Below are 25,852 nucleotides of genomic sequence, written 5' to 3' on the forward strand. Positions count from 1 at the left end.
GGTGCGGTGGTGTCAGGCGCGGGGGTGGTCGCCGCCGGCCAGTTGGTCGAGCGCGTGGCGCAGGATCGGCCCGAGCACAGCCAGTCCGTCGCGGGCACCGCCGGTGGAGCCGGGCAGGTTGACGATCAACGTACGACCGGCCACCCCGGCGATGCCCCGGGACAGCGCAGCGGTCGGCACCGCCGACCGGCTGACCGCCCGGATCGCCTCGGCGATCCCCGGGATCTCGTAGTCGAGCACCGAGCGGGTCGCCTCCGGGGTGCGGTCGGTAGGGGTGATCCCGGTACCGCCGCTGGTGACGACCAGCTGGACCCCGTCGGCGACCGCCCGGCGCAGCGCCTGCGTGACCGGTTCGCCGTCGGCGACGACCAACGGGTCGTCGACCCGGCAGCCGAGGTCACGCAGGCCGGACACCAGCAGCGGACCGCTGGTGTCGGAGTAGACGCCGGCGGCGGCGCGGTTGGAGGCGACCACCACCCGGGCGTACGGGCTCACGACCGGTCCGCCGGACGGTGCCAGTCGCCGGTCTTGCCGCCTTCCTTGGACAGCACCCGGACGTCGTCCAGCGACGCAGCCGGGTCGACCGCCTTGATCATGTCGATCAGGGTCAGCCCGGCGGTGGCGACCGAGGTGAGGGCCTCCATCTCGACCCCGGTCCGGTCAGCGGTCCGCACCGTGGCGGTGATCTCGATGGAGTCTGCGGTCAGCGCCAGGTCGACGACCACACCGTGCAGCGCGATCGGATGGCACAGCGGGACCAGGTCGGGGGTGCGCTTGGCACCCATGATGCCGGCGATCCGGGCGACGGCCAGTGCGTCGCCCTTGGGCAGACCGTCGCGGCGCAGCAACTCGACGACCTCGCCGGTGGTACGCAGTCGTCCCGCTGCCACGGCGCGGCGGACGGTCGGCGGCTTGGCGGTGACGTCGACCATCCGCGCAGCGCCCGTTTCATCGACATGGGTCAGGTTCGGCACCTCGGTCACCTGAACGAGCCTATCGGGCAAACCAGTCGGCCCTGGCTCGACCGCCACGGTTGGCGGCAGAGTTGGCATCAGGCCGGCCGTACCGGCGACCTGCCGGCCCGGATGTCACCTTCCGCTTCTCCACCGACCCGCACTTCTCGGATCACCTTCGCGGATACCCACTACAGCCCCCAAATCGTGCACGCCTAAGGAATTTATAAGGTTATGAACGAACTGTTCGAATGCATTCCGTCGGCGATCAATAACCAAGGGTGACAAACCGCCGCCATCTTGACTAATCATGCGCATATGGACATTTATCCGTATGCAAGTGGCATATCGCAACTCTATGATTCTCCTGTCAGCAAGAGCCGGCAGCATCAACTGCCCAATCGAGTGGAGGGGAAGACCATGCGCAGCAACGAATGGTACTGATACTGTCGTCTACCGATGACGAGCAGTAGTTCTGCGGGCCACGCAGCGCAACAAGATCAGGAACAGATGTGACCCGCACGGTTCGACACGACAACGAGACCGATCGGCAGCTGGTGCTGCTCGTCGGTCTCGTCGCCGTTTGTGCGGTGGCCGTCGGCGTCTCGTCGCTCTACCTCGTCGCCGGGTCGCTGGTCAGCACTGCCGACGAATTGGCGCTCGTCGCCGCCTTGGTCTTCCTCGCCGCGGTCGGGGTCACCGTCAAATGGTTCGTCCGTATCCGGTCGACGGCCCACGCCATCGCCTGGAGTGAAGTCGCCATCCTGGTCGGACTCGCGGTGGCACCCGCCACCCTGGTGGTGCTCTGCACCGGCCTGGGCGTCGGCCTCGCGATGATCGTGCAACGGATGGCCCGGATAAAGGCGACCTTCGCCGTCGCGAAGAACATGCTCGTCGCCGCCGCCGCTGGTGCCGTCCTGCACACGCCGAACTGGGATCCGGAGCTGGCGATCTACAGCACGGCGTTCTTCGGTCCACTCGTCACCGCCTATGTCGTAGCGGTCGTGCTCGACGAGGTGCTCACCATCCCGGTCATCGCCCGCGACACCGGAACCGGACTGTGCGCCATCTTCCGGCACAACCTCGGACTCCGGCTCTCCAGCGCGGTGATCCGGTTCCCGCTGATCGTCGCCATCCTGCTGATCCTCAAGGCGGACCAGTGGCTACTGGTAACGATTCCGCCCGTAGTGCTCTGCATCCACCTGGCCTACGCCGGACATGCCAGGGCCCGCGACGACCAGCAGGCCTGGCAGCGGCTCGCCCGGGCCACCGACGCGCTCAACGTCGTCGACCTCGACGCGGTGCTGTCCATCGCGGTGGTGCAGGCCGCCGACCTGTTCTCCACCGACCGGGTCGAGATCGAACTCAACGAACCTGCCCGGCTGGTTCAAGGCAACAGCGACGGTGTGCAGTACGACGGCCCCACCGGCAGCGCCCCCACCCCGCACATGCGGACCGTGATCGCCGTACCGCTCGCCGGTCCGGGCAGCACCCTAAGTGTCGGCACCCTGCGGCTCTGCCTGACCGGCCCGGTCAAGTTCTCCGACCGGGAGCACTACACGCTGCTTACCTTCGCGTCCGCACTGTGCACGGCGGTCCGCAACGCCTCGCTCTACCGGCAGCTGAACCAGGACGCCGAACGGCACGCCCGCGAGGCCGCACAGGACGAACTGACCGGGCTGGCGAACCGGCGCCGGCTGATGGAGCACGGCTCCGAACTGCTCGGCCGACGGCGCACCTGCGGGATCACCGCGCTGCTCCTCGTCGACCTCAATCACTTCAAGGAGATCAACGACACGCTCGGCCACGGCGCCGGCGACAAGGTGCTGATCCAGGTCGCCCGGCGACTGTCCGCGAACGTGCAGCCTGGTGACCTGGTGGCCCGGCTCGGCGGCGACGAGTTCGCCGTACTGCTGACCACGCTGCCGGCTCCCGCGATCGCCGCGCACCGCGCGGACGCGCTACTCACCGCGATCTGTGAACCGATGGAACTTGACGGCATGCGGATCAACGTCGAAGCCAGTGGCGGCATCGCCGTCGCACCGGGCAGCGGCGGAATGGCCGAACTGCTGCGCCGCGCCGACGTGGCGATGTACCAGGCGAAGCGATCCGGCGGCCGGACCGCCGTCTACGCCCGCAGCCGGGACACCGCCGACGTCGGCCGGCTGGCGCTCGGCGGAAACCTGCGTCGCGCGGTCGCCCAGCACGAGTTCAACGTCGACTTCCAACCGATCGTCGACCTCGGCACCGGGGAGGTGATCGCCGCAGAGGCGCTCGCCCGCTGGCAGCACCCCGACCGGGGCCGTCTCGACCCGAAGCGCTTCCTGGAAACCGTCGAGCGCTCCGGTCTGCTCCCCGCGTTCGCCGACGCGGTCCTGGAGCAGTCCCTGATCGCCGCCGCCACCTGGCACGAATCCGGCTTCGTTCTGCCGGTCGCGGTCAACCTGTCCCCGCGCAGCCTGCTCGACCGGCGGTTCCCCGGTGCCGTACTGGCCCGCTTGCAGGCCCACGACGTCCCGCCCGAGCGGCTCATCCTGGAGCTGACCGAGACCCTCACCCTCAGCCAACTCGAAGTGGTCGACCAGGTGCTCGGCCAGCTACGTGACGCCGGGGTACGGCTCGCCATGGACGAGTTCGGCACCGGCTACTCGTCGCTGTCCATGCTGTCCCGGGTTCCGGTGCACGAGCTCAAGATCGCCCGTTCATTCGTGATGAGCATGGAGGCCTCCTCCGAATCGGCCGCCGTCATCCGGTCGACCGTCGACCTCGGCCGCAGCCTCGGCCTGGCCGTCGTCGCCGAGGGCGTGGAGAGCGAGCCACAGCGCCGCGCGTTGTGGACGATCGGCTGCACCGCTGGTCAGGGACACCTGTTCGCCCGGCCGATGCCGGCCCACCGGCTGCTCACCGCGCTACAGTGCGGGTCCGACGGCCGCCCCGGCAGCCTGGCCAGTCCACTGCACGATGCAGGCGCCGTCGTCCGCATCGACCACACCCGCCGCGCCGGCCAGCGGCAACGGAACGAGAAGGTACCGCACCTGCCGGCCTGACCGTTCTGTCAGACTTGCCGGCGTGACCGTCACGGCGGCCGGACCCGCAGCTCGCCAGCGCCGCCCGGCTGGCCCGGCCCGGCGGTGGCGAGCCGTCGCCACCCGCCGCTGGGTGCAACTGGACCGAAGCGCCGACGGCCTCGGCGGCGACCTGGCCCTCTATCTGCTCTCCGCAGTCTTCGCGGCGGTCACCGCGGTCGCCTCCACGCTCGCCCCGCACCGAGCCTGGGGGGCCGTCGCGGTTGTCGGCTACGCGGCCGCGGCCCTCGTCGTGGTCGGCCAACTCGTCGTCCGGCACGCCGCGGCCCGCCAGCGGCTGCGGCTGACCGGCGGCGTCGCCCGCGCGTGGCTTACCGGAGCCACCTGGGCGGCGGTGGTCGCGGTGCCCCTGGTCCTGCAGGCCGAGCAGCGGGCCGATGGCCGCACCGACCGGGCCCAGGAAGAGGTGGTTGTGGTCGACGATGGCGGTGCCTCCCGGCTGCTCGCCGACGGCAGCCCGTACCTGTCCGAACAGCAGATCGCGGCGCTGCCGGCGGACGAACGGCTACTCGGATACCTGCCGTACCAGCCCGGGATGGCGATCTTCGGGCTGCCCCGGGCGCTGGCCGGCACCGGTTGGTGGACCGACGCCCGGGTTTGGTTCGCCGTCGCCACCCTCGCCGCCCTGGCCGCGGCCCTCACTCTGGCGCGCCGCCGGGCCGGCCCGTCCGGCGATCGGGTAATCGTGCGCGCCGCTCAGCTCAGCACCGTACTGCCGATCGCCGCGCTGGCCATGAGCACCGGTGGCGACGACCTTCCGGTGCTGGCTCTCGCCCTGCTCGCCCTGGTGCTCTGCGCCGGCGGCCGGTACGCGGCAGCCGGGGCGGCCATCGGCGCGGCCGCCGCGCTCAAGCTGTTCGCCTGGCCGGTCCTGCTGGTGCTGCTCTGCCACGCCGCCACCGGTAGTCGACGGGCCGTAGGCCGGGTCGCGGCCGGTGGGATCACTCTGCCGCTGCTCGCCCTGCTGCCGGTGGCAGTGGTCGACCACGCCGCGCTGATCCACAACGTGCTCGGCTTCCCACTCGGTGCCGGCATGGTCCCCAGCCCGGCGGCCTCGCCGCTGCCCGGCATGCTGATCGCCACCTGGATGCCCGGCGGACGGATCGTCGCCAGCGGGTTGCTGCTGCTCGCCGGGTTCACCATCGCGGTACGGCTGGTCCGCCGGCCGCCGCAGACCGCCGCCACCGCGGCCCTGATCTGCGGCCTCGGCCTGTTGGCGGCGACGCTGCTGCTGCCGTCGACCCGGTTCGGCTACCTGCTCTACCCGGTCGCCCTGTTCAGCTGGATCCCTGTGCTCCGGGTCGCCGAGGTGCCGGCGCAGGCGTTCGCGCCGGACCGTGACGGGCTGGTGCCGGCGTACGGGCCCGACCGGTGATCCCCCGGGGGTCGGCGGCACCGGCGGTCCTCGCCGCGGTGGCTGTCGGCGGCGCGGCCGGAGCGGCCGCCCGCTACGGCATCGCCGCCAGCTGGCCGGGCCCGGCCGAGGTTGGGCTGCCCTGGCCGACCCTGGTCACCAATCTCGTCGGATGTGCGTTGATCGGTGTCCTGATGCGGGTGGTCACCGCCGTGCCTCACCCGCACCTGCTGCTCCGGCCGTTCCTCGGTGCCGGCGTACTCGGCGGCTTCACCACCTTCTCGGTCCAGACTCTGGAGGTCGCCGACTTGCTCACCGCCGGACGGCCCTGGCTGGCCGCAGGCTACGCGCTCGGCACCCTGGCGGGCGCGCTGGTCGCGGTCTGGCTCGGCGGCGCGGCGGCCCGGCCGCTCGCCGACCGGATCGCGCGGCGGGTCCGGTGACCCGCCCCGATCATCCGGAACATTCGGGAGGTACGGGATGAGTCTGCTCCTGGTGATGTGTGGCGGGGCGGTCGGCGCGCTGGTTCGTTACCTCACCGACCGGGTCGTGGTGGGGCTCGGTCAGCCCAGCTTCTGGGGCACCTTCCTGGTCAACCTGGCCGGGGCCGCGCTGATCGGCGTACTCGCCGGTGCCGGACTGACCGGTGCCGGCTGGCTGGCCCGGCTACTCGCCACCGGCTTCTGCGGCGCGCTGACCACGTACTCGACCTTCGCCTACGAGGTGGTCCAGCTGGCCGGCGGCTCCGCGCGGGATCGCTGGACGGCCGCCGGCTACGCCACCGGCACCCTGCTGGCCGGATTCGCCGCGCTGCTGGTCGGCCGCCTGGCCGGCGACATCCTGGCAGGGTGACCGCGACCGTCGGTGTGGAATCCGCCGACCGGGCGGCGGGCGGGCGGGAAACGGCGTACACCTTGAGGACATGGAGACGGATTACCGGGACCGCCGCGACGCCGGGGAGCAGTTGGCCGGGCAGTTGGCGCAGTTGCGGGGGCGACCGGACGTCGTCGTCCTTGGACTGTTGCGGGGCGGAGCACCGGTCGCGGCGGTGGTCGCCGACCAGCTCGACGTAGCGTACGACGTGCTGGTCATCCGCAAACTCGGTCTGCCGTCGGCGTCCGAGGTCGCCTTCGGCGCGATCGGGCCGGGCGGGGTGCGGGTGCTGAACCCGGAGATCGCCGACCAGCTCGACCCGGGACAGATCGCCCGGATCACCACCGCGGAGACCACCGAGTTGCGCCGCCGCGAGCGGCTGTTCCGGGGCGACCGGCCGCCGCTGGACCTGCGCGGCCGGACCGCCGTTCTGGTCGACGACGGGCTGGCCACCGGCGCGTCGGCCCGGGCAGCGGTCACGGTGAGTCGAAGCCTCGGTGCGGACCGAGTGGTGCTGGCGGTGCCGGTCGGCTCGGCCGAGGCGATCGGCACGCTTCAAGACGTGGTCGACGAGGTCGTCTGCCCGCTGCGGCCAACGGACTTTCGCGCCGTCGGTTGTCACTACCAGGATTTCCACCAGGTGTCCGACGACGAGGTCACCGCGTTGCCGGTCGGCAGGTGAGGATCCCAGCCGGTACCGTCAAGTCATGCAGATGAACTGTCCCAAGTGTCACGGCGCCATGCGGCAGTACGAGCGCAGTGGGATCACCGTCGACCAGTGCACCGAGTGTCGCGGCATTTTTCTCGACCGGGGCGAGCTGGAGCGCCTGCTGGACGCGGAGGCAGCCTGGAACGGTGGTGCCGGCGGCCAGCAGCCCGGTCAACCGCCCCGCCCGGCACCGAGCCCGGCCGGCGGATACCCGCCGCCTCCGCCACCCCCGCCGACGCACCACCAGCCCGGCTACCCGCCGCCGGCCCCGGCCTACCCGCCGGCGGCCGCCTACGGGCACCACGGCTACCACGGGCACTACCGGCACAAGCGGCAGAAGAGCTTCCTCAACCAGCTGTTCGACTGAGCCTGTGCCCCCGGCGGTCCGGAACGCTGCGCTGGTCCGGGCCGCCGCGCCGTTGGAATCGGGCGGCCGTCCCGGCATGGTGGCTCAGATCGCCATGTCGACGAACCGGGATAGGTGCAGTTGCGCGGCGACGGTCACCGTGTCGGTCGGCCCGTTCCGGTGCTTGGCGACGATGAAGTCCGCCTCGCCCGCCCGAGGCGACTCCTTGTCGTAGTAGTCATCTCGGTGCAACAGAATGACCACGTCCGCGTCCTGCTCGATCGACCCCGACTCGCGCAAATCGGACAATTGCGGCCGCTTGTCGGTACGCTGCTCAGGGCCACGGTTCAGCTGGCTGACCGCGATCACCGGGCACTCGACCTCCTTGGCCAGCAGCTTGAGCCCACGGGACAGGTCCGCGACCTCCTGCTGACGGCTCTCGGTGCGTTTCGGTGAGGTCATCAGCTGCAGGTAGTCGACGACGATCATCTTCAGGTCGTGCCGCTGCCGTAGCCGCCGCGCCTTGGCTCTGATCTCCATCAGGTTCATGTTCGGCGTGTCGTCGACGAAGAGCGGCGCCTCACTGATCTCGCCCATCCGCCGGGCCAGCTTCGTCCAGTCGTCGTCGGAGAGCTGGCCGGAGCGCAGGACATGCAACGGCACCTTCGCCTCGGCGGAGAGCAGCCGCATGACAATCTCCACCTTGCTCATCTCCAGCGAGAAGATCGCGCTGGCGTGACCGGCCCGGATCGCCGCGTTGCGGGCGAAGTCCATCGACGCGGTCGAGTTGTGCGTCGGGATCATCGTCCGGCCGGCGAGATACAGGTGGTCGGCGTTGTCCACGGTGACACAGCGCACCGGCACGCTGCGGACCGGTCGGACCGAGGTGATTCCTCGCTGCTGCTCGTCGTCGGTCTGGATGCTCACCGTGTAGACGGTGGATGGCGAGGTCATCCGGCCCTGGACGGTGGTCACGGACACCGTGCAGTGCAGACCGAGGCTCGCCACCAACTCGCGTACCGCCTCGACCATCGAACGCGAGGTGGTCCGGTACTCGTCCAGCCCGCCCGGGTTGCGGGTGCCGGCGGTGTCCAACAGACCGGTCAGCAGCGCCCGCCGCTGCCGCTCGGAACTCCGCAGGTACGCGTCGGGGATCCGCCGGTCGACCTGGCGGTGGTCGGCAGCCGGGTCACCACCGGCAAGATCGACCCCCAACTGGTACGGCGGCACCGGCAGGTCGTCGCGGTCGGGCAGCGCCAGGGCACGGCAGTTCGCGACGGTGACCTCGGGATGCTCCGCAGGTGACCGGTCGAGCAGGTCCAGGATCTCCTCGGTGGTCAGTACCTGGGTGGCCCGTGCAGGTGCGGACCGATCCGGTCCTGGCCGGGATCGGCCGGCCAGGACCGGATCGGCCGAGACCGGTGCCGGGGTGACAGCGGCCAGCGCCGCGGCGGCCGCTGCCGGTACCGGCACGGCGGGCCGGTGTGTCACCTGCCAGAGATGGTCACCGTCGGCGACGATGGCCGAGCCGTCGGAGAACTCGACCTGGTAGGACCGTCCGCCGAGCAGGACGGCAGAGGTGCCGACGACCGTGGTAGGTCGACCGGCGGCGTCGAGTAGTCGGTCACCCACCGCGACCTCACCCATGGTGGTCCAGCCGGTCGGGGTGGGCAGCGGAGTGTCCAGCGCCAGCGCCTTGCCGAGGCCGGGCCGGCCGGCGACGATGATCAACTGCCCGGGGTGCAGCCCGTTGAGCAACCGGTCCAGGTCGGTGAACCCGGTGGGCACTCCGGTCATCATGCCGGCCTGGGCACCGACCGCCTCGATCTCGTCGAGAGTCGGCTGCAGCATGTCGGCCAGGACCGCGAAGTCTTCGCTCACCCGCCGTTCCGTGACGTCGTACACCGCCTGCTGGGCGAGGTCGACGACGTCGTCGATGTCCCGGCCACCGCCGGCGGCGGAACCGTACCCGAGCTGCACGATCTTGGTGCCGGCCTCGACGATGCGGCGCAGCACCGCGCGCTCGGCCACGATCCTGGCGTAGTAGGAGGCGTTGGCCGCGGTGGGCACGCTCGCGATCAGGGTGTGCAGGTACGGCGCGCCGCCGATCCGGCCCAGGTCACCTGAGTTGGCGAGCGCGGCGGAGACGGTGATCGCGTCCGCCGGCTCGCCTCGCCCGTACAGGTCCAGCACCGCGTCGAAGACCGTGGCGTGGATCGGGCGGTAGAAGTCGTTCGGTTTGAGGATCTCCACGACGTCGGCGATGGCGTCCTTGGAGAGCAGCATTCCGCCGAGGACGCACTGTTCGGCGGCGACGTCCTGGGGTGGCGTGCGGTCGAAGGGCTCACCGCCGGTGGGTGGACCGGGTGGCTTGGCCGGCGGGCCGGGTGGACCGGACGGGCGGGCCGGTGGCCGGGGCTCGGTCTGCAGGTCGTCCGTGATGGACATCCGGGCACCCCCCTTCACTACATCACTGCCGCGAGTCAACTGCGCGGGTACGACATCGTCTGCTCGTGCGTCGTCGACGACCTGCGGTCGGACCCACCAGGGACCGGGCGACCAGGGGACGTCGCATCGGCGTGGGAGGGCTCCGGGAAACGATACGGACTTGCGGCGGCATGCCCAAACACGGCGGTGGATGAACCTCTGGACAAGCTGTGGACAGGAGGGCCCAGGCTGTGCACAACCTTGTGCACAGCCTGTGGAAAACTTGCCGCCACCTCGAGGAGATGCCCGCTGAGCTGGGACTTTGCGATCCACAGCCGGTGGACAAAAATCTGCACCGGGCTGCCCACCTGGCCACCGGCTACTATCGGGCGGGAACTGATTCGCCGGCCCAGCCGATCACGGCTCGATAGCGAAGGGGCGAGGCTCCGGCGGTGGACTACCGGGACTGGGAGTACGGCGACCGCCCTCCATGCGAGCGGCGGTCGGCTGCCCGGTGGCCCGACGACACCGACGCCGACCCGGCACCACGCTCTCGTCGGTCACGGCGCTACGACCCGGCCGAGGATGACGCGGCGCCCCGCGGCCGGCGCCGCTACGAGGACCGACGCGGCCGCGACGAGGACCAGCGCGACGGTGCCCAGCACCAGGCAGACTGGGGCAGCCCGGCGTCGGGCCGGTGGGCGCTGCCCGCCGGCCCGACGCCGCCAGCGGGTGAGCCGGTCCACCGGGATCCGCCGGCCAGCCGGGCCGGGCGGCACCGCGACGAATCGTGGCAGATCCCCGAGCAGCCGGTACGGACCCGCCGGTCCCGTGGCCGGCCGGCGCTGCCAGCGGCCGGGCCCGAGATGGACGCCCCTGCCTGGGACCGGCCCCGGCGGGCACCGGGCCGGCGCCGCGCGGCCGAGGACCCGATCTCCGGCGGTCCGGTGTCCGGGAACCCGATCTCCGGCAGCCCGGTGTCCGGGAACCCGATCTCCGGCAGCCCGGTGTCCGGCGATCCAGCGGGCTGGCGGCGTGAGTCGCCCGATAGCCGATACGGGCCGGTGTCGGGTGCCGGTCCGCTCGACCCGGGCGGTCCAGCCACTACGCCACCCGCTACCTGGTCGACCGCGTCGGCGCGGTGGTCGGCATCGCCCAGTGATCCAGGTGACCCCGGTGACCTGGAGGGGTACGACGGTCGCAGTCGTCGGTCGTCCCGTCGTACCGGCCCGCCGTCCGACTCCGACCGTCCCGGCCGCCGACGGCGCGACCGCGACAACATCCGGCGTCGGCTCGACGACGACCACGCGGCGCAGTGGCTACGCGACGACGAGCCCACCAGCGGGTGGTCCGGTGGATCGGACCACACCGGCGAGTGGCCGAGGCGTTCCGACCCCACCAGTGGATGGTCCAGCGCGACGGACCACACCAGCGAATGGTCCCGGGGCGCCGACTACACCAGCGAGTGGTCCCGGGCCAGCGAGCGCACCGGCGGGTGGTCGCGGGAGGAGGACCAGGCCGGGCGATGGGACCGGCCCGCCCGTCGCGAGATCGAACCGCCCCGGCGCGAGTTCACCGACGAGACCGGCACCTGGCCGCGTACCGCGTCCTCGCCGCGGGCGATCGGTGCCGGCCCGGCGCAGCCGCCCACCGGCCGGGCCGGGGAGCTCAGCCGCAGGGCGTACCGCCCGAAACCGGTCGACAGTTGGCGCGAGATCGGCGACCAGACCGATCAGTGGCACCGGGGCGACGACCCGGAGAGCTGGCCGGCCGGTAGCCGCACCGGGGCACGCAAGAGGCGCGCGGCCGAGGTCGGCGACGTCGACGCCGATATCCTTCCGCCGGTCGATCCGTGGCCACAGGTCGAGCCAGGCCGGGAAGGTACCTTCTGGTCGGGGACCCGGCTGGCGGAAGACGACCCCAGGTGGGTGGAGACGCCGGCTTCGGCACCCCGGTCACCGATCGCCCTGCCGAGCGCGCCCCGCTCCCGGGTGCTGCCCGAGCAACGACCACGGCCGAGGTACGAGCCGCCGTCGCAGCGTCGGCTGACGTACCGGATCGACGACGAACTGATCGACGCCGACCAGGGCGGCTACCTGTCATCGCTGCTGTACACGGCCGCCTGGTACGCCCTGCCGGTGGTGGCGTTTCTGATCTGGAGCCTCACCCTGGACGGCACCCCGGCGACCACCGACTGCGTTCTCGGGGTGGACGGCGGCTGCCTCTCCGCTCGGGCGCAGGCGATCAACTCGCTGCTGGCCGCCGCGCCGGACTTCGCGTACGCGCTGATGATCTCGCTGGTCCTGGCGGTGTCGATCAGGTGGGTCAGCGGCACGTGGCGCGCCTCGAGTGTCGGCCTGGCGTCGGCGGTGATCGGCGGCGGCATGTCGACCGTGCTCACCAGCGCCATCACCGGCCAGCCGATCGGTTGACGCCGGACCTACCGGGCGGGCCCCGGATCCCCGACAGTTCGCGCTGTTCGTCGCGGGTGCCACGCTCCTAGGATCGACCAGTGTTCAGCCGCAGCTGGAGGATCAACCTGACCGTGGCCGGGCCGCTTCTCGCCGGGCTGGTGACCGGGCTGGTGACCGGGTGCGGCGCGGCCGGCGACGGCTCGGCGGTCGGTGCCGGTCCGCCTCCCACCAAAGCGCAGCCTGGGGCGTCGTCCGCTACCACCACGCCGGCCGCTGTCCCGTCGGACGGCACACCACCACCGTCCGGCGCGGCCGGGCTGGGCGCGGCCCCGGTGCCGTCGGAGGCTCCCGACCGGACGACGGCGACCGGCAACCCCGATGGACGAGCCCAGGTGCCGGCGCGGGCCCGCGCGGTGGACACCAGCCGGCCAACCCGCACGATCGGCGACGGTACGCCGGCCAGCTGCACCTCCCAGGCGGTCGTCGCGGCGGTCGCAGCCGGCGGGATCATCACCTTCGCCTGCGGGCCGGAACCGGTGGTGATCACGATGGACCGGACGGCGAAGGTCCGTAACGCGGCCAGTCGGCAGGTGGTGCTGGACGGCGGCGGGCTGGTCACCCTCAGCGGCGCCGGGCAACGACGAATTCTGTACATGAACACCTGCGACCAGGCGCAGGGCTGGACGACCTCACACTGCAATGATCAGGACCATCCCGAACTGGTCGTGCAGAACCTGACCTTTGCCGACGGCGATTCCACCGGTGAGCAGGTCGACGGTGGCGGCGGTGGCGCGATCTTCGTCCGGGGCGGCCAGTTCCGGGTGGTCAACTCCCGATTCGTCGGTAACCGGTGCGACCCGACCGGACCGGATCTCGCAGGCGCGGCGATCCGGGTGCTGGACCAGTGGCAGGACCAGCCGGTGTACGTGGTGCAGAGCACCTTCGGAGGGGCACCCGGCGACGGCGGAGTGTGTGCCAACGGCGGTGCGTTGAGCAGCATCGGTGTCTCATGGATCGTGCTGAACAGCGTACTGACGCACAACTCGGCAACCGGCTACGGTGCGAATCCAGCCAAGCCCGGCACTCCGGGCGGCGGTAGCGGTGGGGCGATCTACACCGACGGCAACCGGTTCACCGTCTCGATCGCCGGCACCGTCATCGCCGACAACGAGGCGCGGGAAGGTGGCGGGGCCATCTTCTTTGTCAGCAACGACCGGTCTGGCACCCTCGAACTGACCGATTCGGTGCTGCGCCGCAACACCAGTCACGGCTTCGCCACCGCCGGCTACCCGGGCATCTTCTACCTCGGGTCCGGGGAGCCGGTCGTCGTCTCCAGCATTCTGCGCTGAGCATGGTTCAGGGGCCACACCGTCTGGTGCGGCCCCTGAGCCGGATGTCTCGCTCGCAGTGGTTGCCGGAAGCTACCTGGCCTGCAGCACACTGAGGTCGAACCTGGCGGTGACGTCCGGGTGCAGCTTGACCTTCACCGGGTAGGTACCGACCGACTTGATGTGGCCGGGCAGCTCCAGCCGCCGCCGGTCCAGGGCCGGACCGCCGGCGGTACGGACGGCGTCAACGACCTCGGCCGGGGTGACCGAGCCGAACAGTCGACCGCCTTCGCCGGCCCGAGCGGTCAGGGTGACCTTCAGGCTCTCCAGCTGACCCTTGACCTCGTTGGCGTGCCCGAGGTCGCGGATCTCCCGGGCGGAACGGGCCCGCTTGATCGAGGTGACCTGCTTCTCGGCACCCTTGGTCCAGGAGATCGCGAACCCTTGGGGCAGCAGGTAGTTACGGCCGTAGCCGTCCTTCACCTCGACGATGTCCCCGGGGGAACCGAGCCCAGACACCTCCTGCGTGAGAATGATCTTCATATCGGTGCCTCCGCTCAGCGGGCCGTCGTGGTGTACGGCAGGAGCGCCATCTCGCGGGCGTTCTTGACCGCGCGGGCGATCTGTCGCTGCTGCTGGGAGGTCACCCCGGTCACCCGCCGGGCACGGATCTTGCCCCGGTCGGAGATGAACTTGCGCAGCAGTGCGGTGTCCTTGTAGTCGATGTAGGTGATCCCGTCCTTGTCGAGCGGGTTCACCTTCTTCTTCGGCTTGCGAAGTGCCGCAGCCTTGGCCATTGCTCGTGCTCCTGGTTTGCGATCGCGGGCGTTGGAAGCCATATCAGAAAGGAGGTTCCTCGTCGAAGTTCCCGCCGCCCGAACGGGCGGACGAGGCGGCCGGCGCGGCCGGCGCGGCCGTGGCCCATGGGTCGTCGAAGCCGCCGCCCTGGTTGCCACCGCCACCGGAGCCGCCGAAGCCGCCGCCGGAGCCGGATCGGGACATCTTCTGCACCTTCGCCGTGGCGTACCGCAGCGACGGGCCGATCTCGTCGACTTCCAACTCGATGACGGTCCGCTTCTCGCCCTCACGAGTCTCGTACGACCGCTGCCGCAGCCGACCCGAGACGATCACCCGGGCACCCCGCTGGAGCGACTCGGCGACGTGCTCCGCCGCCTGGCGCCACACCGTGCAGGACAGGAAGAGCGGCTCGCCGTCCTTCCACTCGCCGGAAGCTCGGTCCATGTACCGGGGGGTCGAGGCCACCCGGAACTTGGCGACCGCTGCTCCCGACGGGGTAAAGCGCAACTCAGGGTCATCGGTCAGGTTGCCGATGACCGTAATGGTGGTATCTCCTGCCATGACCATCTCCTCGCGCACTCAGTCGACGTCCTCGTCACCAGGCTGCCAGAGCCGTGTGACAGGACCGACGAGAGCTGTCGGGCGGACCGGTGGGACGCGGTCAGCGCGTCTCCGGCCGAATGACCTTGGTGCGCAGCACCGACTCGTTGAGTCGCAGCTGGCGGTCCAGCTCGGCGACAGCATCCGGGGTGGCCTGCAGGTCGATGACCGCGTAGATGCCTTCCGCCTTCTTGTTGATTTCGAAGGAGAGGCGGCGGCGACCCCAGACGTCGAGCTTCTCGACTGAGCCTCCGGCGGTGCGGATCACGTTGAGGTACGTGTCGAGCGAGGGCGCGACCGTGCGCTCCTCGAGGCTGGGGTCGAGGATGACCATGATCTCGTAATGACGCAAGACGTACTCACCTCCTGTGGGCTGACGGCCACGGTCCTTCCGTGGCAGGAGGTCCAGCGTCGTGACGCCGACGACCAGTCAGGCAACTGACGTCGGCGCAACCGGACAAGGATAGCCGGCTGCGGGCACGAGCCGCGGGGCGCCCCTGTCCGCATTCTTTGGGTGGGACCTGGGGAGGAACGACCACACCGACGAGGTTGGACGTGAGGCGCCCCGCGGAGCCTGTGCAGTTGTGCGCTGGTCAGGGCAGGTGCTTGAACCTCTGCCCGTGTTGCACAACTATAACCCTTATTGCTGCTACAGACACGCCAATCACAGCAATTAGCGCAAGGAGCGCTAATAGTCCGATTGGATGATCTTGTCCGGTCAGACCGGCGAGCCAGGGGTCCGCCACGCCCTCCGCAAGCGACAGTTCTATCGGCACGTCCTCTCCCAGCACGAACGGTGGCACCGGTCCCGGCACGAAGATGAGGACGAAGACCTCGGTGTCTCCGCCGATCGGCGGAGGCACCGGGCCGGTTCTCTACCGGGAGCAACGACCGCGATCGGCGGCGGTGACGCGGCCGGCTCGCCGGGCGGCCGGCCCACGTCCACCGGTACGAACCGGTGGACGCACGAACCGCCGGTGCCCGGATCGTCAGGCTTGCCACGTAGGCTCGGCCCATGCGTATCGGAGCCCACGTCGACCCCAGCGACCCGCTCACCGCAGCCGCCGACCGACGGGCAGACGCGGTCCAGTTCTTCCTCTCCGACCCGCAGGGCTGGAAGGCCCCGCAGCCGCGCACCGACGCGGCTCAGCTGGCCAGCTCGGACGTGGACCGCTACGTGCATGCTCCGTACGTGATCAACGTCGCCACCTCGAACAACCGGATCCGGATTCCGAGTCGCAAGCTCCTGCTGAGCCATGCCACCGGTGCCCGCCAGGTGGGGGCGAAGGGTCTGATCGTGCACGGCGGCCACGTCAGCCGGGGCGACGGCGCAGCGGTGGGTTTCGACAACTGGCGCAAGACCTTCGCCTACGCACGGGACCAGGGCGGATTTCCGGTGCCGGTGCTGATCGAGAACACCGCAGGCGGGGAGAACGCCTGCGCTCGACGGTTCGACGCGCTGGCCCGGCTGTGGGACACGATCGGCGAGTTCGGGCCGGGTTTCTGCCTGGACACCTGCCACGCCCACGCCGCAGGCGAGGAGCTGCTCGACATCGTCGACCGGGTCAAGGCGATCACCGGCCGGATCGACCTGATCCACGCCAACGGGTCCAAAGACGCCTTCGACAGCAGCCGGGACCGCCACGAGAACCTCCAGGCCGGCATGATCGACCCGGAACTGATCGTCGCGGTGATCCGATCCGCCGACGCGCCGGTCATCGTCGAGACTCCGGGTGGCACCGACGGCCAGGCGGCGGACATCGCCTTCCTGCGAGATCGGCTGGGGCAGCAGGATACGGCCCGATGACCGGCAAGCGAGCAGCCGCCGACGGCGACCGGGCCAGCACGGCCGACCCGGTCCGCCCCGACCCGGCATCGACCAACGGCGCCAAACAGCAACTCGACGAGACGACGGTGGGCCGGCCGGAGGCCGAGTCCGTCACGACCGACGATCCGCCGGAGAGCAAGGCCGAGCCGACCGACGATCCGTTCACCGCGTTCGGTCCGGCGCCGGAGAGCCGGCCGGGTCGGCTGGTGCGGGCCCGGCAGGCCGTCGTCCGGGTGCTGATCCACGAATGGAGCCTGGCCACCGTCGCGGCGCTCGTCGTCGCGGTGGCGATGACCTGGCCCACGCTGCGCTACCCGCTCTACACGATCCCGCAGGACACCTGGGATCCGACTTTGCAGGCCTGGCAGATGGCCTGGTCCGGGCATGTTCTGCTGACCGACCCCACCCAGCTGTGGCAGTCGAACACCTTCTACCCGCAGTCGTGGAGCTTCGCCTTCTCCGACACCCTGCTCGGCTATGCGCCCGCCGGCATGATCGGAGACGGGCCGGTGGCGGCGGTCCTGCGCTACAACATCATCTTCGTGCTGGCCCACGCCCTGGCGGCGCTCGGCGCGTACGCACTGATCCGCCAGCTCGGCACCGGGCGGACCGCGGCAGCCGTCGGTGCGGCCGGCTACGCGTACGCGCCGTGGCTGCTGTCACAGGCCGGGCACCTGCACATCGTCTCCAACGGCGGCATTCCATTGGCGCTGGCCATGCTGGCCCGGGGACACGGCTGGTCACTGCGGTACGGCTACCGACCGCAGCGGCGCAGCGTCAGCTGGGCGCTGGCCGGCTGGCTGACCGCGGCCTGGCAGATCAGCCTCGGATTCGGTATCGGACTGCCGTTCATCTACATCCTGGCGATCATCTGCCTGGCCTCACTGGCCATGTACCTGGTACGGCGCACCTGGTTCTGGCCGCAGCGAAAGCCGTTCGGAGCCGTACTGCTGCTCACCGACCTGGCCGGCGGCGCGCTGTTCACCGCCGTCGGGGTGCTGCTGGCGATCCCGTACTTCCGGGTCGCCGAACTGCACCCGAACGCCGCTCGGACCATGGCCGACCTGGCCGCGTACTCACCGCCGGTGTCCGGGTTCTTCACCGCGCCGGCGGAGTCGCTGATCTGGGGCGACCGGCACGCCGACGCCCGCGCGGCACTGCCCTGGCATCCGGAGATGACTCTGTTGCCCGGCTTCGTGCTGTACGCGCTGGCGCTCGCCGGGCTGGTGCTGTCCATCTGGACCTGGCGGCAACGGCTGTTGCTGCTCGGCGGGGTGCTGCTCACCGGGATCCTGGCGATGGGCAGCAGCTTCTTCGGCGGCACCTACAGTTACGGCCTGCTCTTCGAGTACGTCCCCGGCTGGGACGGAATCCGCACGCCGGGCCGGATGATGCTGTGGACCACGCTGCTGCTGGCGATCCTCGCCGCCGGCGCGGTGGCGGCGTTCGTCGGTCGGGTCGACGACATCGCCCGGCTACGAGTTACCGAACGGCCCGGTGCGCTGCTGCGGCTGGCCACCCTGCTGCCCCTGCTGCTGGTCCTGGTGGAGGGGTTGAACGTCACCCCGCACCCGGAGGTGCCCGAGCAGCCGCAGATCATGCGGGTCGACGACGGCCCGATTCTGGTGCTGCCCAGCAGCCAGAATCTCGACCAGCACGTGATGCTCTGGTCGACGACCCGGTTCCAGCCGGTGGTGAACGGCGGCAGCGGCTTCACCCCGGACCAGTTGGCCGAGGTACGGGAGATTACCCGGACGTTCCCCGACCAGGCCAGCATCGGATACCTGCGCGAGCTGGGCGTGCGTACCGTGGTGCTCCGGCGTGACCAGGTGCCCGGGACGCCGTGGCAGACCACCGTCGACCTACCGGTTGACGGGCTCGGCATCGACCGGGTCGACATCGGCGACACCGTCGTCTACCGACTGTGATCCTCCGGCGGCCGGCCGGGGTTCGCGTTGGTCGTTGAACCAGCGGCGGACCTTGGGCACCCAGCCGGCGTCCGGCGCACCGTCGAAGACGCCGCCGTCCGGGTCGTCGGAGTAGTTGCGGCGCACCACGTCCCGCTCCGGGTGGAGAATGTCGCGGATCACGAACACGCACAGCGCCACCACCGTGCCGAGCCGCAGCGTGGCGGCCAGCACGAAGACCCCGTCGGGAATGACTTGACTGCCGGTCGCGGTGCCGAGCAGCTGCCCGTAGAAGGCGAGGAAGTACCCGACCTCGGCGGCCTGCCAGGCGAGGAAGGCACCCCAGCGCGGCCGGGCCAGCACGATCAACGGCAGCAGCCACAGGGTGAACTGCTGTGACCAGACCTTGCTGAAGATGAGGAACGCGGCGACCACCAGGAAGGCCAACGCGGCCAGCCGGGGTCGACGCGGCGCGAGCACAGCCAACGCGCCGACACCGAGGCAGGCCAGGCCGAACAGTACGTACGACAGGGTGTTCAGCGTCGGAATGTTGTCGCCGAGCCACTGGAACGGACCCTGACTGCCGGACGCACCGCCGGCCCACTTGCCGTCCAGGTAGCGCCCGATGTACCACAGCGTTCCCCAGTCGATTGGCCGTTCGGAGTTGAGTTCGAAGAACCGCCGCCACCCGTCGTGGGCGAAGAGGTAGACCGGCAGGTTGACCGCGACCACGGTGCCGACCGCCGCGACGATCGCGGTGACGATGGCCCGGATCCGGCCCGACCGCAGGCCGAGGACGAGGATCGGTCCGAGCAGGAACAGCGGCCACATCTTTGCGGCGCCGCCGATGCCGAGCAGGACGCCGGCGAGCAGCGGACGCTGCCGAACCCAGGCGAACAGGCCGAACATCGCGAACCCGATCGGCAGCATGTCCCAGTTGACGGTGGCGGTCAGCACCAGCGCAGGGGCGAGGGCGAACATCGCGGCGTCCCACGGCCGGCGGCGGCGCAGGGCGAGGATCGCCGCCACGGCGGCCACCCCCAGCGCGCAGAGCACCAGGGCGTTGGCGTTGTAGAACCACATCGCCTGGTTGAGCTTGGGTCGGTCTGTGCCGAGCGCGTGCACCGGTAGCCCGATCGCCCCCATGAAGTAGCCGGTCACCACCGGGTACTCGACGGGGTGGTCGAGGTAGGGGACCTTGCCTTCGTTGAGCCCTTCGGCGTAGTAGAGGGCGAGTACGTCGGTGTAGCAGAACCGGGTGTACTGGATGTTGTCCTGCCAGGCGCCGTCCATGCAGGGCGACTTCTGCACCCAGTGCGCCGCGAGGCTGAGGCAGATCAGCGCGAGAACGATCCGGGCGGCGGTCCAGAACCGGCCGGGCCGGCCGGCGGGCCGGTCCTGGCCGGCGGCGTGCCGGCCGAGCGGGCCCCCGATCGCTTCGGACAGGCCGCGGACGAACCGGTCAGCGCGCGACGGGTGGTCGACGGGTGGCCGCTCGACCGCTTCGCCCTCGGCTGCGGTAGCCGGTCCAGGTTGCTCGGCCCGCTCAACTCCATCGATACCGTTCGGCGGCTGCACGCTCATGAACAGGCATCCTGCCGTACTCGACCTGCTTTCGTCTGCCCAGGACCGGCATGTCGAGTTCACCGATGTACCGCGCCTGCCGGTGATCAGGTCAGTTGACCTGGTCACCGGCCGGCGCGATGGTTGGTGATCTACGTCCGTCGATCAGCGTGTCGGCGGCGGCAGTGTCGGCGGCACGGTGGTGCCGCCAGCACCACCGCCGAAGTCGAACCCGATGCCGCCGTCGCCACCCTGGTCGTCACCGTCGTTGGGGTCGGCCCCATCACCAGGAGTTCCCGTGGGGTTACCGGCACCGTCGTCGCCTTGGTCGCCGTCGTTGTTCCCGTTGTTGTCACCGCCCGGGCAGAACAGGTCGCCCAGCGGGCCGTCGCAGATTCCGCCGCGACCCGGTCGTTGCGGGTCCGGCGGCGGCGGGGCCGGCGACTTGCCGTTGCCGGCGTCGACGCTGCCGATCTCCCGGGCAGCCGGGAACTGTTCGACGTCCATCCCCTTGTGTGCCTCGTTCATGAAGCGCTGCCAGATGATGGCGGGCAGTCCGCTACCACCGATCTTGTTGTTGTTCTTGTCGCGGATCGCCTTGCGGTCTCCGACGTTGCCGACCCACACCGCCGTCGCGATCTGCGGGGTGTAGCCGACCATCCAGGCATCGCCGTTCTCGCCGCTGGACTCGTTGAGCTCCCAGGTGCCGGTCTTGCCAGCGACCGGACGCCCACCGTTGAGGTCCCTGTTGATGTTGTTCGGGATCTGGGTCAGCACGTCGGTCAGGTCCGCCACGACCTCCTGCCGGATCCGCTGCTCCGGCTTGAGCTGCTCGCCTCCGGCCGTCACCCATTCACCGCTGACCAGGTTCTTCTTCTCGACCGAGATCACGAAGTGGGCCTTGTTGTAGACCCCGCGGTTGGCCAGCGTTGCCACCCCGTTGGCGTGGTCGAGCACCGTCACCGGGTACTGCCCGTACCCGACCACGTTGAAGAACGGCGACGGAGCGACCTCCTTCGGGTCGGCCGTGGCCAGGTCGTACGGCTTGTTGTCGGCGGTGTTCCACATGGTGGCGACGCCGGCCGCCTTGGCCATGCCGACCACCTTGTCGGCGCCGATCTGCTCGGTGACGTGGTAGAAGGGCACGTTGTAGGACTGGACGGTGGAGAACTCCAGCGAGCACCACTCGCCACAGCTGGCGTTCCGGCCGGCGTTCTGCACCTGGATCTCGGTGCCCTCGACCTTGAACGGTTCGGCCGTCCAGTGCGAGTCGACCGAGATGTCGTTGTCCAGGGCGGCGGCCAACGTGTAGATCTTGAACGTCGAGCCGGGCGAGTGACCACCGGTCCACTGGCCGTTCTCGTAGTTGCGGCCGGCGTAGTCGTGCCCGGTGCCGTTGTCGCCGCCGAAGTAGGCGAGCACCCGGCCGGTCTCCGGATCGATCGCGACCATCGCCGCCATCAGGTTCTCCGGCTGGCCCTCCATGGCCGACCCCTTGGCCTCACGCCAGATCGCCTTCTCTGCGGCGTTCTGCATCTTCGCGTCGATCGTCGTGACGACCCGGTAGCCGCCCTGCCGCAGCTCCTGCGAGCAGGTGTCCGGCGTGCAAATGCCCATCTGCACCATCTCGTCGCGGACGTAGTTGATGACGTTGCCCTCGGGGGTGTTGATCCCGCAGTCGATGATGCAGCTGTTCGGGTCGACCTCCCGGATCTCCGGGTACTCGGTCGGTCGCTCGGCCTCGGGCAACCAACCCATCTCGACCATGCCACCGATCACGTACTCCCAGCGGACCTTGGCCTCGGCCTCGTTGACCGCCGGGTCGTAGCCCTGGTGCCCGGTGGTCGCGTCCGGCTCCGGCTGCTTGATCACTGCCGCGATCACCGCGCCCTCGGCGACCGACAGGTCGGCGACCGGCTTGCCGAAGTACTGCTGCGCTGCGGCCTCGATGCCGTAGGCGCCGCGGCCGAAGTAGATGGTGTTGAGGTAGAAGCCCATGATCTCGGACTTGTCGTACCGGTCGGTGAGCTTCGAGGCCAGCACCGCCTCGCGGACCTTCCGGGCGTAGGAGACCTCCTGCAGGTCCATCGCGTTTCGGGCGTACTGCTGGGTGATCGTCGAGGCACCCTGCCGGGTGCCGCCGGTGAAGTTGTTCCAGGCCGCCCGGGCGATACCGACGTAGTCGACGCCGGAGTGCTCGTAGAACTTGCGGTCCTCGGCGGAGGCCACCGCCCGCTGCACGTGCTCGGGGATCTGGTCGACGGTGACGAACACCCGGTTGAACTCGCCCAGCTTGGCGATCCGGGTGGTGCCGTCGCTGGCGTACATCGTGCTGGCCAGCGGCAGCGGCAGCTCCTCGGGCAGGGTCACCGTCGTCGAGTAGTAGGTGCCGCCGACGACCGCACCACCGGTGAGCATGATCAGGACCGCGAACGACGCGATCAGCAGGTTGATTCGCCGACGCTGCTTGGCCCGTTTCGCCGCGGCAGGGTCGCCGCCGCGACCGCCCCGGCCACGGCGACCCGGCCCGGACGGGCCGTCGGGTCCACCAGGACCGCCCGGTCCGCCCGGTCCGCCCGGTCCACCCGGACCGCCGCCGAACCCACCGGCCGGTGACACCGGTCGTACGCTGGCCCGCCCGACGGTCGCCCGGCCGACTCCGGCGCGGCCGGCGGCACCACCGACCGGGGCACCGCCGCTGACCGGAGCCCGGCCACCGACCGAGGCCCGACCGGCTGGGCCGCCGCCGACCGACGCGCTACCCACCGACGCTCGTCCGGCGGAGGCCCGTCCGGCGGAGGCGCCGCTGACCGGAGCCCGGCCACCGACCGAGGCCCGACCGGTGCCGGGGCTGGCCGGTCCGCGGAAAGTTTCTCCGCCGTGCCAACCTGCTTCGGAGTCGCCCCGCGCGGAGTGGCCGCGGGCCGGCCCGGCGTCGTCCGCCCCGGCCCAGTGGTAGTCATCCGGCTCGGATCCGTATCCGCCACCGCTGCCTGGACTGTAGGCACGCCCGTGGGCGGAGTTGGGGTCGCCGTACGAGTTCATGTGTCACACCCTGCCGGTTGCGGTGGTGCGCTCCAGCGCCACCACCGGTCTGCCGTGAGTTGGCCCACTACCGGTGCCGGAGCGACACCAGCAGCCGAAAGCCACTTCATCAGAAATATCGTGACTTGTCCGGTTAACCAGAAACGTTGCCCTGCCTACTCTCTGGTGCCTACGTAGCGACCGGGCAATCAGGTTCACCGTCGGGCCTCTCGCCTTCGTTTGGTCATTGATGGGCGGCCGCCGCCAGACACGGCGACGGCGTCGTCAGCCTCGCCGTCACCGCCGACGCCTAGGCCATCCCGGCCGAGAAGATACTGCTCCACCAGGTGGTTCCAGTTGCAGACGCGACACACCTCGACGACGTACACCTGGAACTCACGCAGCGTCATCGCCAGCAACGACAACTCGGCCCGGTTTCGGGCCTGTCCGGCGGACTGCTTCAGCTCATCGCCATAGATGTAGTGCACGTGGGTCAGGTTCTCGCGGTGACAGATCGGGCAGCTCTCGTCGGTCGGCTCGCCGTGGAACCGGGCAGCACTCTTCAGGTAGGGCGAGGCATCGCAGACCTCGTGGCTGCTCACCCGGCCGGAGAACACCTCGCGCAGCACGGCTCGTCGCTGAAGCGAGTAGTCGACGACCTGACGCTGCGAACGCATGGCCACGAGGGTACGCGGTCCCGGCTGACCTTGGCGACTACGGTCACGATCAGTAGCCGACCGTACGCAGGGAACCATTTGCCCGGTGTCGGGTTTCCGTCTACCGTGTCGATGTATCGGCTCGATACATCGAGTCGACGATGCCGGGCAGACCACGAGGTAGGAGGGGCAGCGTGCTCGAACTCGCCATCCTCGGCCTGCTTCAGGAGTCCCCTATGCACGGTTACGAGCTCCGCAAGGAGCTCGCCGCCAAACTCGGGGCGATCCGCGCCGCGATCAGCTACGGCTCGCTCTACCCCACGCTGCGCCGGCTGCAGGCCAACGGCCTGATCGCCGAAGCCGACGACCCCACGACCGCCGACGCGGAGATCCCGGCACTGACCAGCCGCCGCGGCCGGGTCGTCTACACCATCACCGCCGAAGGCAAGGAACGGTTCGCCGACCTGATCGCCCAGACCGGTCCGGAGACCTACGAGGACACCGGGTTCGGCGTGCACTTCGCCTTCTTCTCCCGGACCGACCGGGCCACCCGGCTGCGGATTCTGGAGGGGCGGCGGCGCAAGATCGAGGAGCGCCGGGAAGGGCTCCGCGAGGTGCTCGGTCGAGCCGCAGAGCGGCTCGACGCGTACACCCTCGAACTCCAGCGGCACGGACTCGACGCCTGCGAACGCGAGGTCCGTTGGCTGGAGGAGCTGATCGCCAGCGAGCGGTCCGGCCGGGCCCCACGCACCGGCCACCCCGAACCCATGAAGTTCGAACCCGCAGAGAACGATCCGCCCCCGCCTGGACAGACCAGGGAGGCTCCGCCGGGACAGCCCGGAGACGAGCCGGAGCGGCCGTGAAGAACAAGAAGGAGGCAAACGCGATGGGCTCCGTCCGCGTCGCCATCGTCGGTGTCGGAAACTGCGCCTCGTCCCTGGTACAGGGCGTGGAGTACTACCGCAACGCCGACCCCAACGACCGCGTCCCGGGTCTCATGCACGTCACCTTCGGCGACTACCACGTCTCGGACGTGGAGTTCGTCGCGGCGTTCGACGTGGACGCCAAGAAGGTCGGCATGGACCTCGCCGAGGCGATCAACGCCAGCGAGAACAACACCATTACCTTCTGCGACGTACCGCCCACCGGGGTGCTGGTGCAGCGTGGCCCCACCCTCGACGGGGTAGGCGAGTACTACCAGGAGGTCATCCAGGAATCCGACCAGCAGCCGGTCGACATCGCCCAGGCGCTGCGCGACGCGCGCGCCGAGGTGGTTGTCTGCTACCTGCCGGTCGGCTCCGAGCAGGCCGCCCGACACTACGCGCAGGCTGCCATCGACGCCGGCTGCGCCTTCGTCAACGCCCTGCCGGTGTTCATCGCCTCGGACCCGACCTGGGCGCAGAAGTTCACCGACGCCGGGCTGCCGATCGTCGGCGACGACATCAAGAGCCAGGTCGGCGCGACCATCGTGCACCGGGCCCTGGCCAAGCTGTTCGAGGACCGGGGCGTCGAGCTGCTGCGCACGTACCAGCTGAACTTCGGCGGCAACATGGACTTCATGAACATGCTGGAGCGCACCCGACTGGTCTCCAAGAAGATCTCGAAGACCCAGTCGGTGACCTCCCAGGTGCCGCACGAGATGGCCAAGAGCGACGTGCACATCGGCCCGTCCGACCACGTGCCGTGGCTGGACGACCGCAAGTGGGCGTACATCCGGCTGGAGGGCCGCTCGTTCGGTGACACCCCGCTGAACGCCGAGCTCAAGCTTGAGGTCTGGGACTCGCCCAACTCCGCCGGCGTGATCATCGACGCGCTGCGCGCCGCGAAGATCGCCCTCGACCGGGGCGTCGGCGGCCCGGTCCTGTCGGCCTCGTCCTACTTCATGAAGTCGCCGCCGGAGCAGTACGCCGACCACGACGCCCGCCAGGCGGTCGAGGACTTCATCGTCAACAAGATCGAGCGCTGATCCCCGGCCGTTCGCCGGTC

23 protein-coding genes are annotated in these 25,852 nt (G+C 70.2%); 12 read left to right on the top strand and 11 right to left on the bottom strand.

Annotated features, from left to right (window positions below):
• Nucleotides 1-12 precede the first annotated feature (12 nt).
• Entirely contained in the window at nucleotides 13-519 is a 507-nt protein-coding gene (locus ACFHW1_RS03645) for a MogA/MoaB family molybdenum cofactor biosynthesis protein (RefSeq protein WP_416551096.1), read from the bottom strand.
• A complete protein-coding gene (moaC, locus tag ACFHW1_RS03650) occupies nucleotides 492-983 on the bottom strand; it encodes a cyclic pyranopterin monophosphate synthase MoaC (protein WP_416550855.1) in 492 nt (163 codons plus the stop codon). The genes ACFHW1_RS03645 and moaC overlap by 28 nt, the downstream gene beginning before the upstream one ends.
• 482 nt (nucleotides 984-1,465) lie before the next feature.
• Here moaC and ACFHW1_RS03655 point away from each other — a divergent pair, with 482 nt between their 5' ends.
• The 6 genes from ACFHW1_RS03655 (at nucleotide 1,466) to ACFHW1_RS03680 (ending at nucleotide 7,342) form a co-directional block, all read left to right on the top strand.
• On the top strand, nucleotides 1,466-4,000 hold the full coding sequence (locus ACFHW1_RS03655; RefSeq protein ID WP_416568035.1) for a putative bifunctional diguanylate cyclase/phosphodiesterase: 2,535 nt from the start codon (nucleotides 1,466-1,468) through the stop codon (nucleotides 3,998-4,000).
• A 22-nt stretch (nucleotides 4,001-4,022) separates the two neighbouring features.
• The gene (locus tag ACFHW1_RS03660) at nucleotides 4,023-5,414 is read left to right on the top strand and encodes a glycosyltransferase 87 family protein (protein WP_416614797.1); all 1,392 of its coding nucleotides are present in this window, start codon (nucleotides 4,023-4,025) and stop codon (nucleotides 5,412-5,414) included.
• Nucleotides 5,411-5,836, top strand: a complete 426-nt coding sequence (locus tag ACFHW1_RS03665; RefSeq protein ID WP_416550858.1) for a fluoride efflux transporter FluC — start codon at nucleotides 5,411-5,413, stop codon at nucleotides 5,834-5,836. Before ACFHW1_RS03660 ends, ACFHW1_RS03665 begins: the two co-directional genes overlap by 4 nt.
• A gap of 37 nt (nucleotides 5,837-5,873) precedes the next feature.
• Entirely contained in the window at nucleotides 5,874-6,245 is a 372-nt protein-coding gene (locus tag ACFHW1_RS03670; protein WP_416550859.1) for a fluoride efflux transporter FluC, read from the top strand.
• Nucleotides 6,246-6,315: 70 nt separating this feature from the next.
• On the top strand, nucleotides 6,316-6,948 hold the full coding sequence (locus tag ACFHW1_RS03675) for a phosphoribosyltransferase (protein ID WP_416614798.1): 633 nt from the start codon (nucleotides 6,316-6,318) through the stop codon (nucleotides 6,946-6,948).
• Between the two features lie 25 nt (nucleotides 6,949-6,973).
• Nucleotides 6,974-7,342, top strand: coding sequence for a zf-TFIIB domain-containing protein (locus ACFHW1_RS03680; protein WP_416568037.1), 369 nt, complete (start codon nucleotides 6,974-6,976; stop codon nucleotides 7,340-7,342).
• 84 nt (nucleotides 7,343-7,426) lie between these two features.
• On the opposite strand, the gene dnaB is transcribed toward ACFHW1_RS03680, so the two are convergent.
• Complete coding sequence (gene dnaB / locus ACFHW1_RS03685; RefSeq protein ID WP_416614800.1) at nucleotides 7,427-9,769, bottom strand: replicative DNA helicase; 2,343 nt, start codon at nucleotides 9,767-9,769, stop codon at nucleotides 7,427-7,429.
• A gap of 431 nt (nucleotides 9,770-10,200) precedes the next feature.
• Here dnaB and ACFHW1_RS03690 point away from each other — a divergent pair, with 431 nt between their 5' ends.
• Together ACFHW1_RS03690 and ACFHW1_RS03695 are read left to right on the top strand one after the other, a co-directional pair.
• Complete coding sequence (locus tag ACFHW1_RS03690; protein WP_416614801.1) at nucleotides 10,201-12,180, top strand: hypothetical protein; 1,980 nt, start codon at nucleotides 10,201-10,203, stop codon at nucleotides 12,178-12,180.
• Nucleotides 12,181-12,332: 152 nt separating this feature from the next.
• The gene (locus ACFHW1_RS03695) at nucleotides 12,333-13,511 is read left to right on the top strand and encodes a hypothetical protein (RefSeq protein ID WP_416551097.1); all 1,179 of its coding nucleotides are present in this window, start codon (nucleotides 12,333-12,335) and stop codon (nucleotides 13,509-13,511) included.
• Nucleotides 13,512-13,583: 72 nt separating this feature from the next.
• Here the strand turns inward: ACFHW1_RS03695 and rplI are convergent, their stop codons facing one another.
• The 5 genes from rplI to ACFHW1_RS03720 all read right to left on the bottom strand — a co-directional run bounded on the left by rplI (nucleotide 13,584) and on the right by ACFHW1_RS03720 (nucleotide 15,751).
• Nucleotides 13,584-14,033 carry a 50S ribosomal protein L9 gene (gene rplI / locus ACFHW1_RS03700; protein ID WP_416550864.1) on the bottom strand — a complete coding sequence of 150 codons (450 nt, stop codon included), beginning with the start codon at nucleotides 14,031-14,033 and terminating at the stop codon, nucleotides 13,584-13,586.
• 14 nt (nucleotides 14,034-14,047) lie between these two features.
• Complete coding sequence (gene rpsR / locus ACFHW1_RS03705; RefSeq protein WP_091551811.1) at nucleotides 14,048-14,287, bottom strand: 30S ribosomal protein S18; 240 nt, start codon at nucleotides 14,285-14,287, stop codon at nucleotides 14,048-14,050.
• A 43-nt stretch (nucleotides 14,288-14,330) separates the two neighbouring features.
• Nucleotides 14,331-14,867: a single-stranded DNA-binding protein gene (locus ACFHW1_RS03710; RefSeq protein WP_416550865.1), complete on the bottom strand. Its 537-nt coding sequence runs from the start codon at nucleotides 14,865-14,867 to the stop codon at nucleotides 14,331-14,333.
• An 82-nt stretch (nucleotides 14,868-14,949) separates the two neighbouring features.
• Entirely contained in the window at nucleotides 14,950-15,240 is a 291-nt protein-coding gene (gene rpsF, locus ACFHW1_RS03715; protein WP_363851323.1) for a 30S ribosomal protein S6, read from the bottom strand.
• 241 nt (nucleotides 15,241-15,481) lie between these two features.
• Nucleotides 15,482-15,751, bottom strand: coding sequence for a hypothetical protein (locus ACFHW1_RS03720; protein ID WP_416589758.1), 270 nt, complete (start codon nucleotides 15,749-15,751; stop codon nucleotides 15,482-15,484).
• A gap of 152 nt (nucleotides 15,752-15,903) precedes the next feature.
• On the opposite strand from ACFHW1_RS03720, the gene ACFHW1_RS03725 reads away from it, so the two are divergent.
• Both ACFHW1_RS03725 and ACFHW1_RS03730 read left to right on the top strand, forming a co-directional pair.
• A complete protein-coding gene (locus ACFHW1_RS03725) occupies nucleotides 15,904-16,695 on the top strand; it encodes a deoxyribonuclease IV (protein ID WP_416550868.1) in 792 nt (263 codons plus the stop codon).
• Nucleotides 16,692-18,644 (top strand): hypothetical protein, encoded by a 1,953-nt coding sequence (locus ACFHW1_RS03730; RefSeq protein ID WP_416550869.1) that lies wholly within the window; start codon nucleotides 16,692-16,694, stop codon nucleotides 18,642-18,644. The genes ACFHW1_RS03725 and ACFHW1_RS03730 overlap by 4 nt, the downstream gene beginning before the upstream one ends.
• On the opposite strand, the gene ACFHW1_RS03735 is transcribed toward ACFHW1_RS03730, so the two are convergent.
• From ACFHW1_RS03735 to ACFHW1_RS03745, 3 genes are all read right to left on the bottom strand, one after another.
• Nucleotides 18,579-20,207 carry a glycosyltransferase family 87 protein gene (locus ACFHW1_RS03735; RefSeq protein WP_416614803.1) on the bottom strand — a complete coding sequence of 543 codons (1,629 nt, stop codon included), beginning with the start codon at nucleotides 20,205-20,207 and terminating at the stop codon, nucleotides 18,579-18,581. The two genes, ACFHW1_RS03730 and ACFHW1_RS03735, sit on opposite strands and share 66 nt — an antisense overlap.
• Before the next feature lie 144 nt (nucleotides 20,208-20,351).
• Nucleotides 20,352-23,231: a transglycosylase domain-containing protein gene (locus ACFHW1_RS03740; protein ID WP_416614804.1), complete on the bottom strand. Its 2,880-nt coding sequence runs from the start codon at nucleotides 23,229-23,231 to the stop codon at nucleotides 20,352-20,354.
• A 194-nt stretch (nucleotides 23,232-23,425) separates the two neighbouring features.
• Nucleotides 23,426-23,887, bottom strand: a complete 462-nt coding sequence (locus ACFHW1_RS03745; RefSeq protein WP_416550872.1) for a DUF5318 domain-containing protein — start codon at nucleotides 23,885-23,887, stop codon at nucleotides 23,426-23,428.
• Nucleotides 23,888-24,060: 173 nt separating this feature from the next.
• On the opposite strand from ACFHW1_RS03745, the gene ACFHW1_RS03750 reads away from it, so the two are divergent.
• Complete coding sequence (locus ACFHW1_RS03750) at nucleotides 24,061-24,729, top strand: PadR family transcriptional regulator (RefSeq protein ID WP_416614806.1); 669 nt, start codon at nucleotides 24,061-24,063, stop codon at nucleotides 24,727-24,729.
• A 23-nt stretch (nucleotides 24,730-24,752) separates the two neighbouring features.
• A complete protein-coding gene (locus tag ACFHW1_RS03755; protein WP_123607432.1) occupies nucleotides 24,753-25,832 on the top strand; it encodes an inositol-3-phosphate synthase in 1,080 nt (359 codons plus the stop codon).
• Nucleotides 25,833-25,852 lie beyond the last annotated feature (20 nt).

It is taken from the genome of Micromonospora sp. LOL_014 (assembly GCF_048060245.1).
Lineage (GTDB): Bacteria > Actinomycetota > Actinomycetes > Mycobacteriales > Micromonosporaceae > Micromonospora_E.

Bases quoted from the DNA above. Each gene is read 5' to 3' on its own strand.
- ACFHW1_RS03670 (WP_416550859.1), top strand. From the start codon at position 5,874: ATGAGTCTGCTCCTGGTGATGTGTGGCGGGGCGGTCGGCGCGCTGGTT.
- ACFHW1_RS03675 (WP_416614798.1), top strand. From the start codon at position 6,316: ATGGAGACGGATTACCGGGACCGCCGCGACGCCGGGGAGCAGTTGGCC.
- ACFHW1_RS03680 (WP_416568037.1), top strand. From the start codon at position 6,974: ATGCAGATGAACTGTCCCAAGTGTCACGGCGCCATGCGGCAGTACGAG.
- dnaB (WP_416614800.1), bottom strand. From the start codon at position 9,769: ATGTCCATCACGGACGACCTGCAGACCGAGCCCCGGCCACCGGCCCGC.
- rplI (WP_416550864.1), bottom strand. From the start codon at position 14,033: ATGAAGATCATTCTCACGCAGGAGGTGTCTGGGCTCGGTTCCCCCGGG.
- rpsR (WP_091551811.1), bottom strand. From the start codon at position 14,287: ATGGCCAAGGCTGCGGCACTTCGCAAGCCGAAGAAGAAGGTGAACCCG.
- ACFHW1_RS03725 (WP_416550868.1), top strand. From the start codon at position 15,904: ATGCGTATCGGAGCCCACGTCGACCCCAGCGACCCGCTCACCGCAGCC.
- ACFHW1_RS03730 (WP_416550869.1), top strand. From the start codon at position 16,692: ATGACCGGCAAGCGAGCAGCCGCCGACGGCGACCGGGCCAGCACGGCC.
- ACFHW1_RS03735 (WP_416614803.1), bottom strand. From the start codon at position 20,207: ATGAGCGTGCAGCCGCCGAACGGTATCGATGGAGTTGAGCGGGCCGAG.
- ACFHW1_RS03740 (WP_416614804.1), bottom strand. From the start codon at position 23,231: ATGAACTCGTACGGCGACCCCAACTCCGCCCACGGGCGTGCCTACAGT.
- ACFHW1_RS03745 (WP_416550872.1), bottom strand. From the start codon at position 23,887: ATGCGTTCGCAGCGTCAGGTCGTCGACTACTCGCTTCAGCGACGAGCC.
- ACFHW1_RS03755 (WP_123607432.1), top strand. From the start codon at position 24,753: ATGGGCTCCGTCCGCGTCGCCATCGTCGGTGTCGGAAACTGCGCCTCG.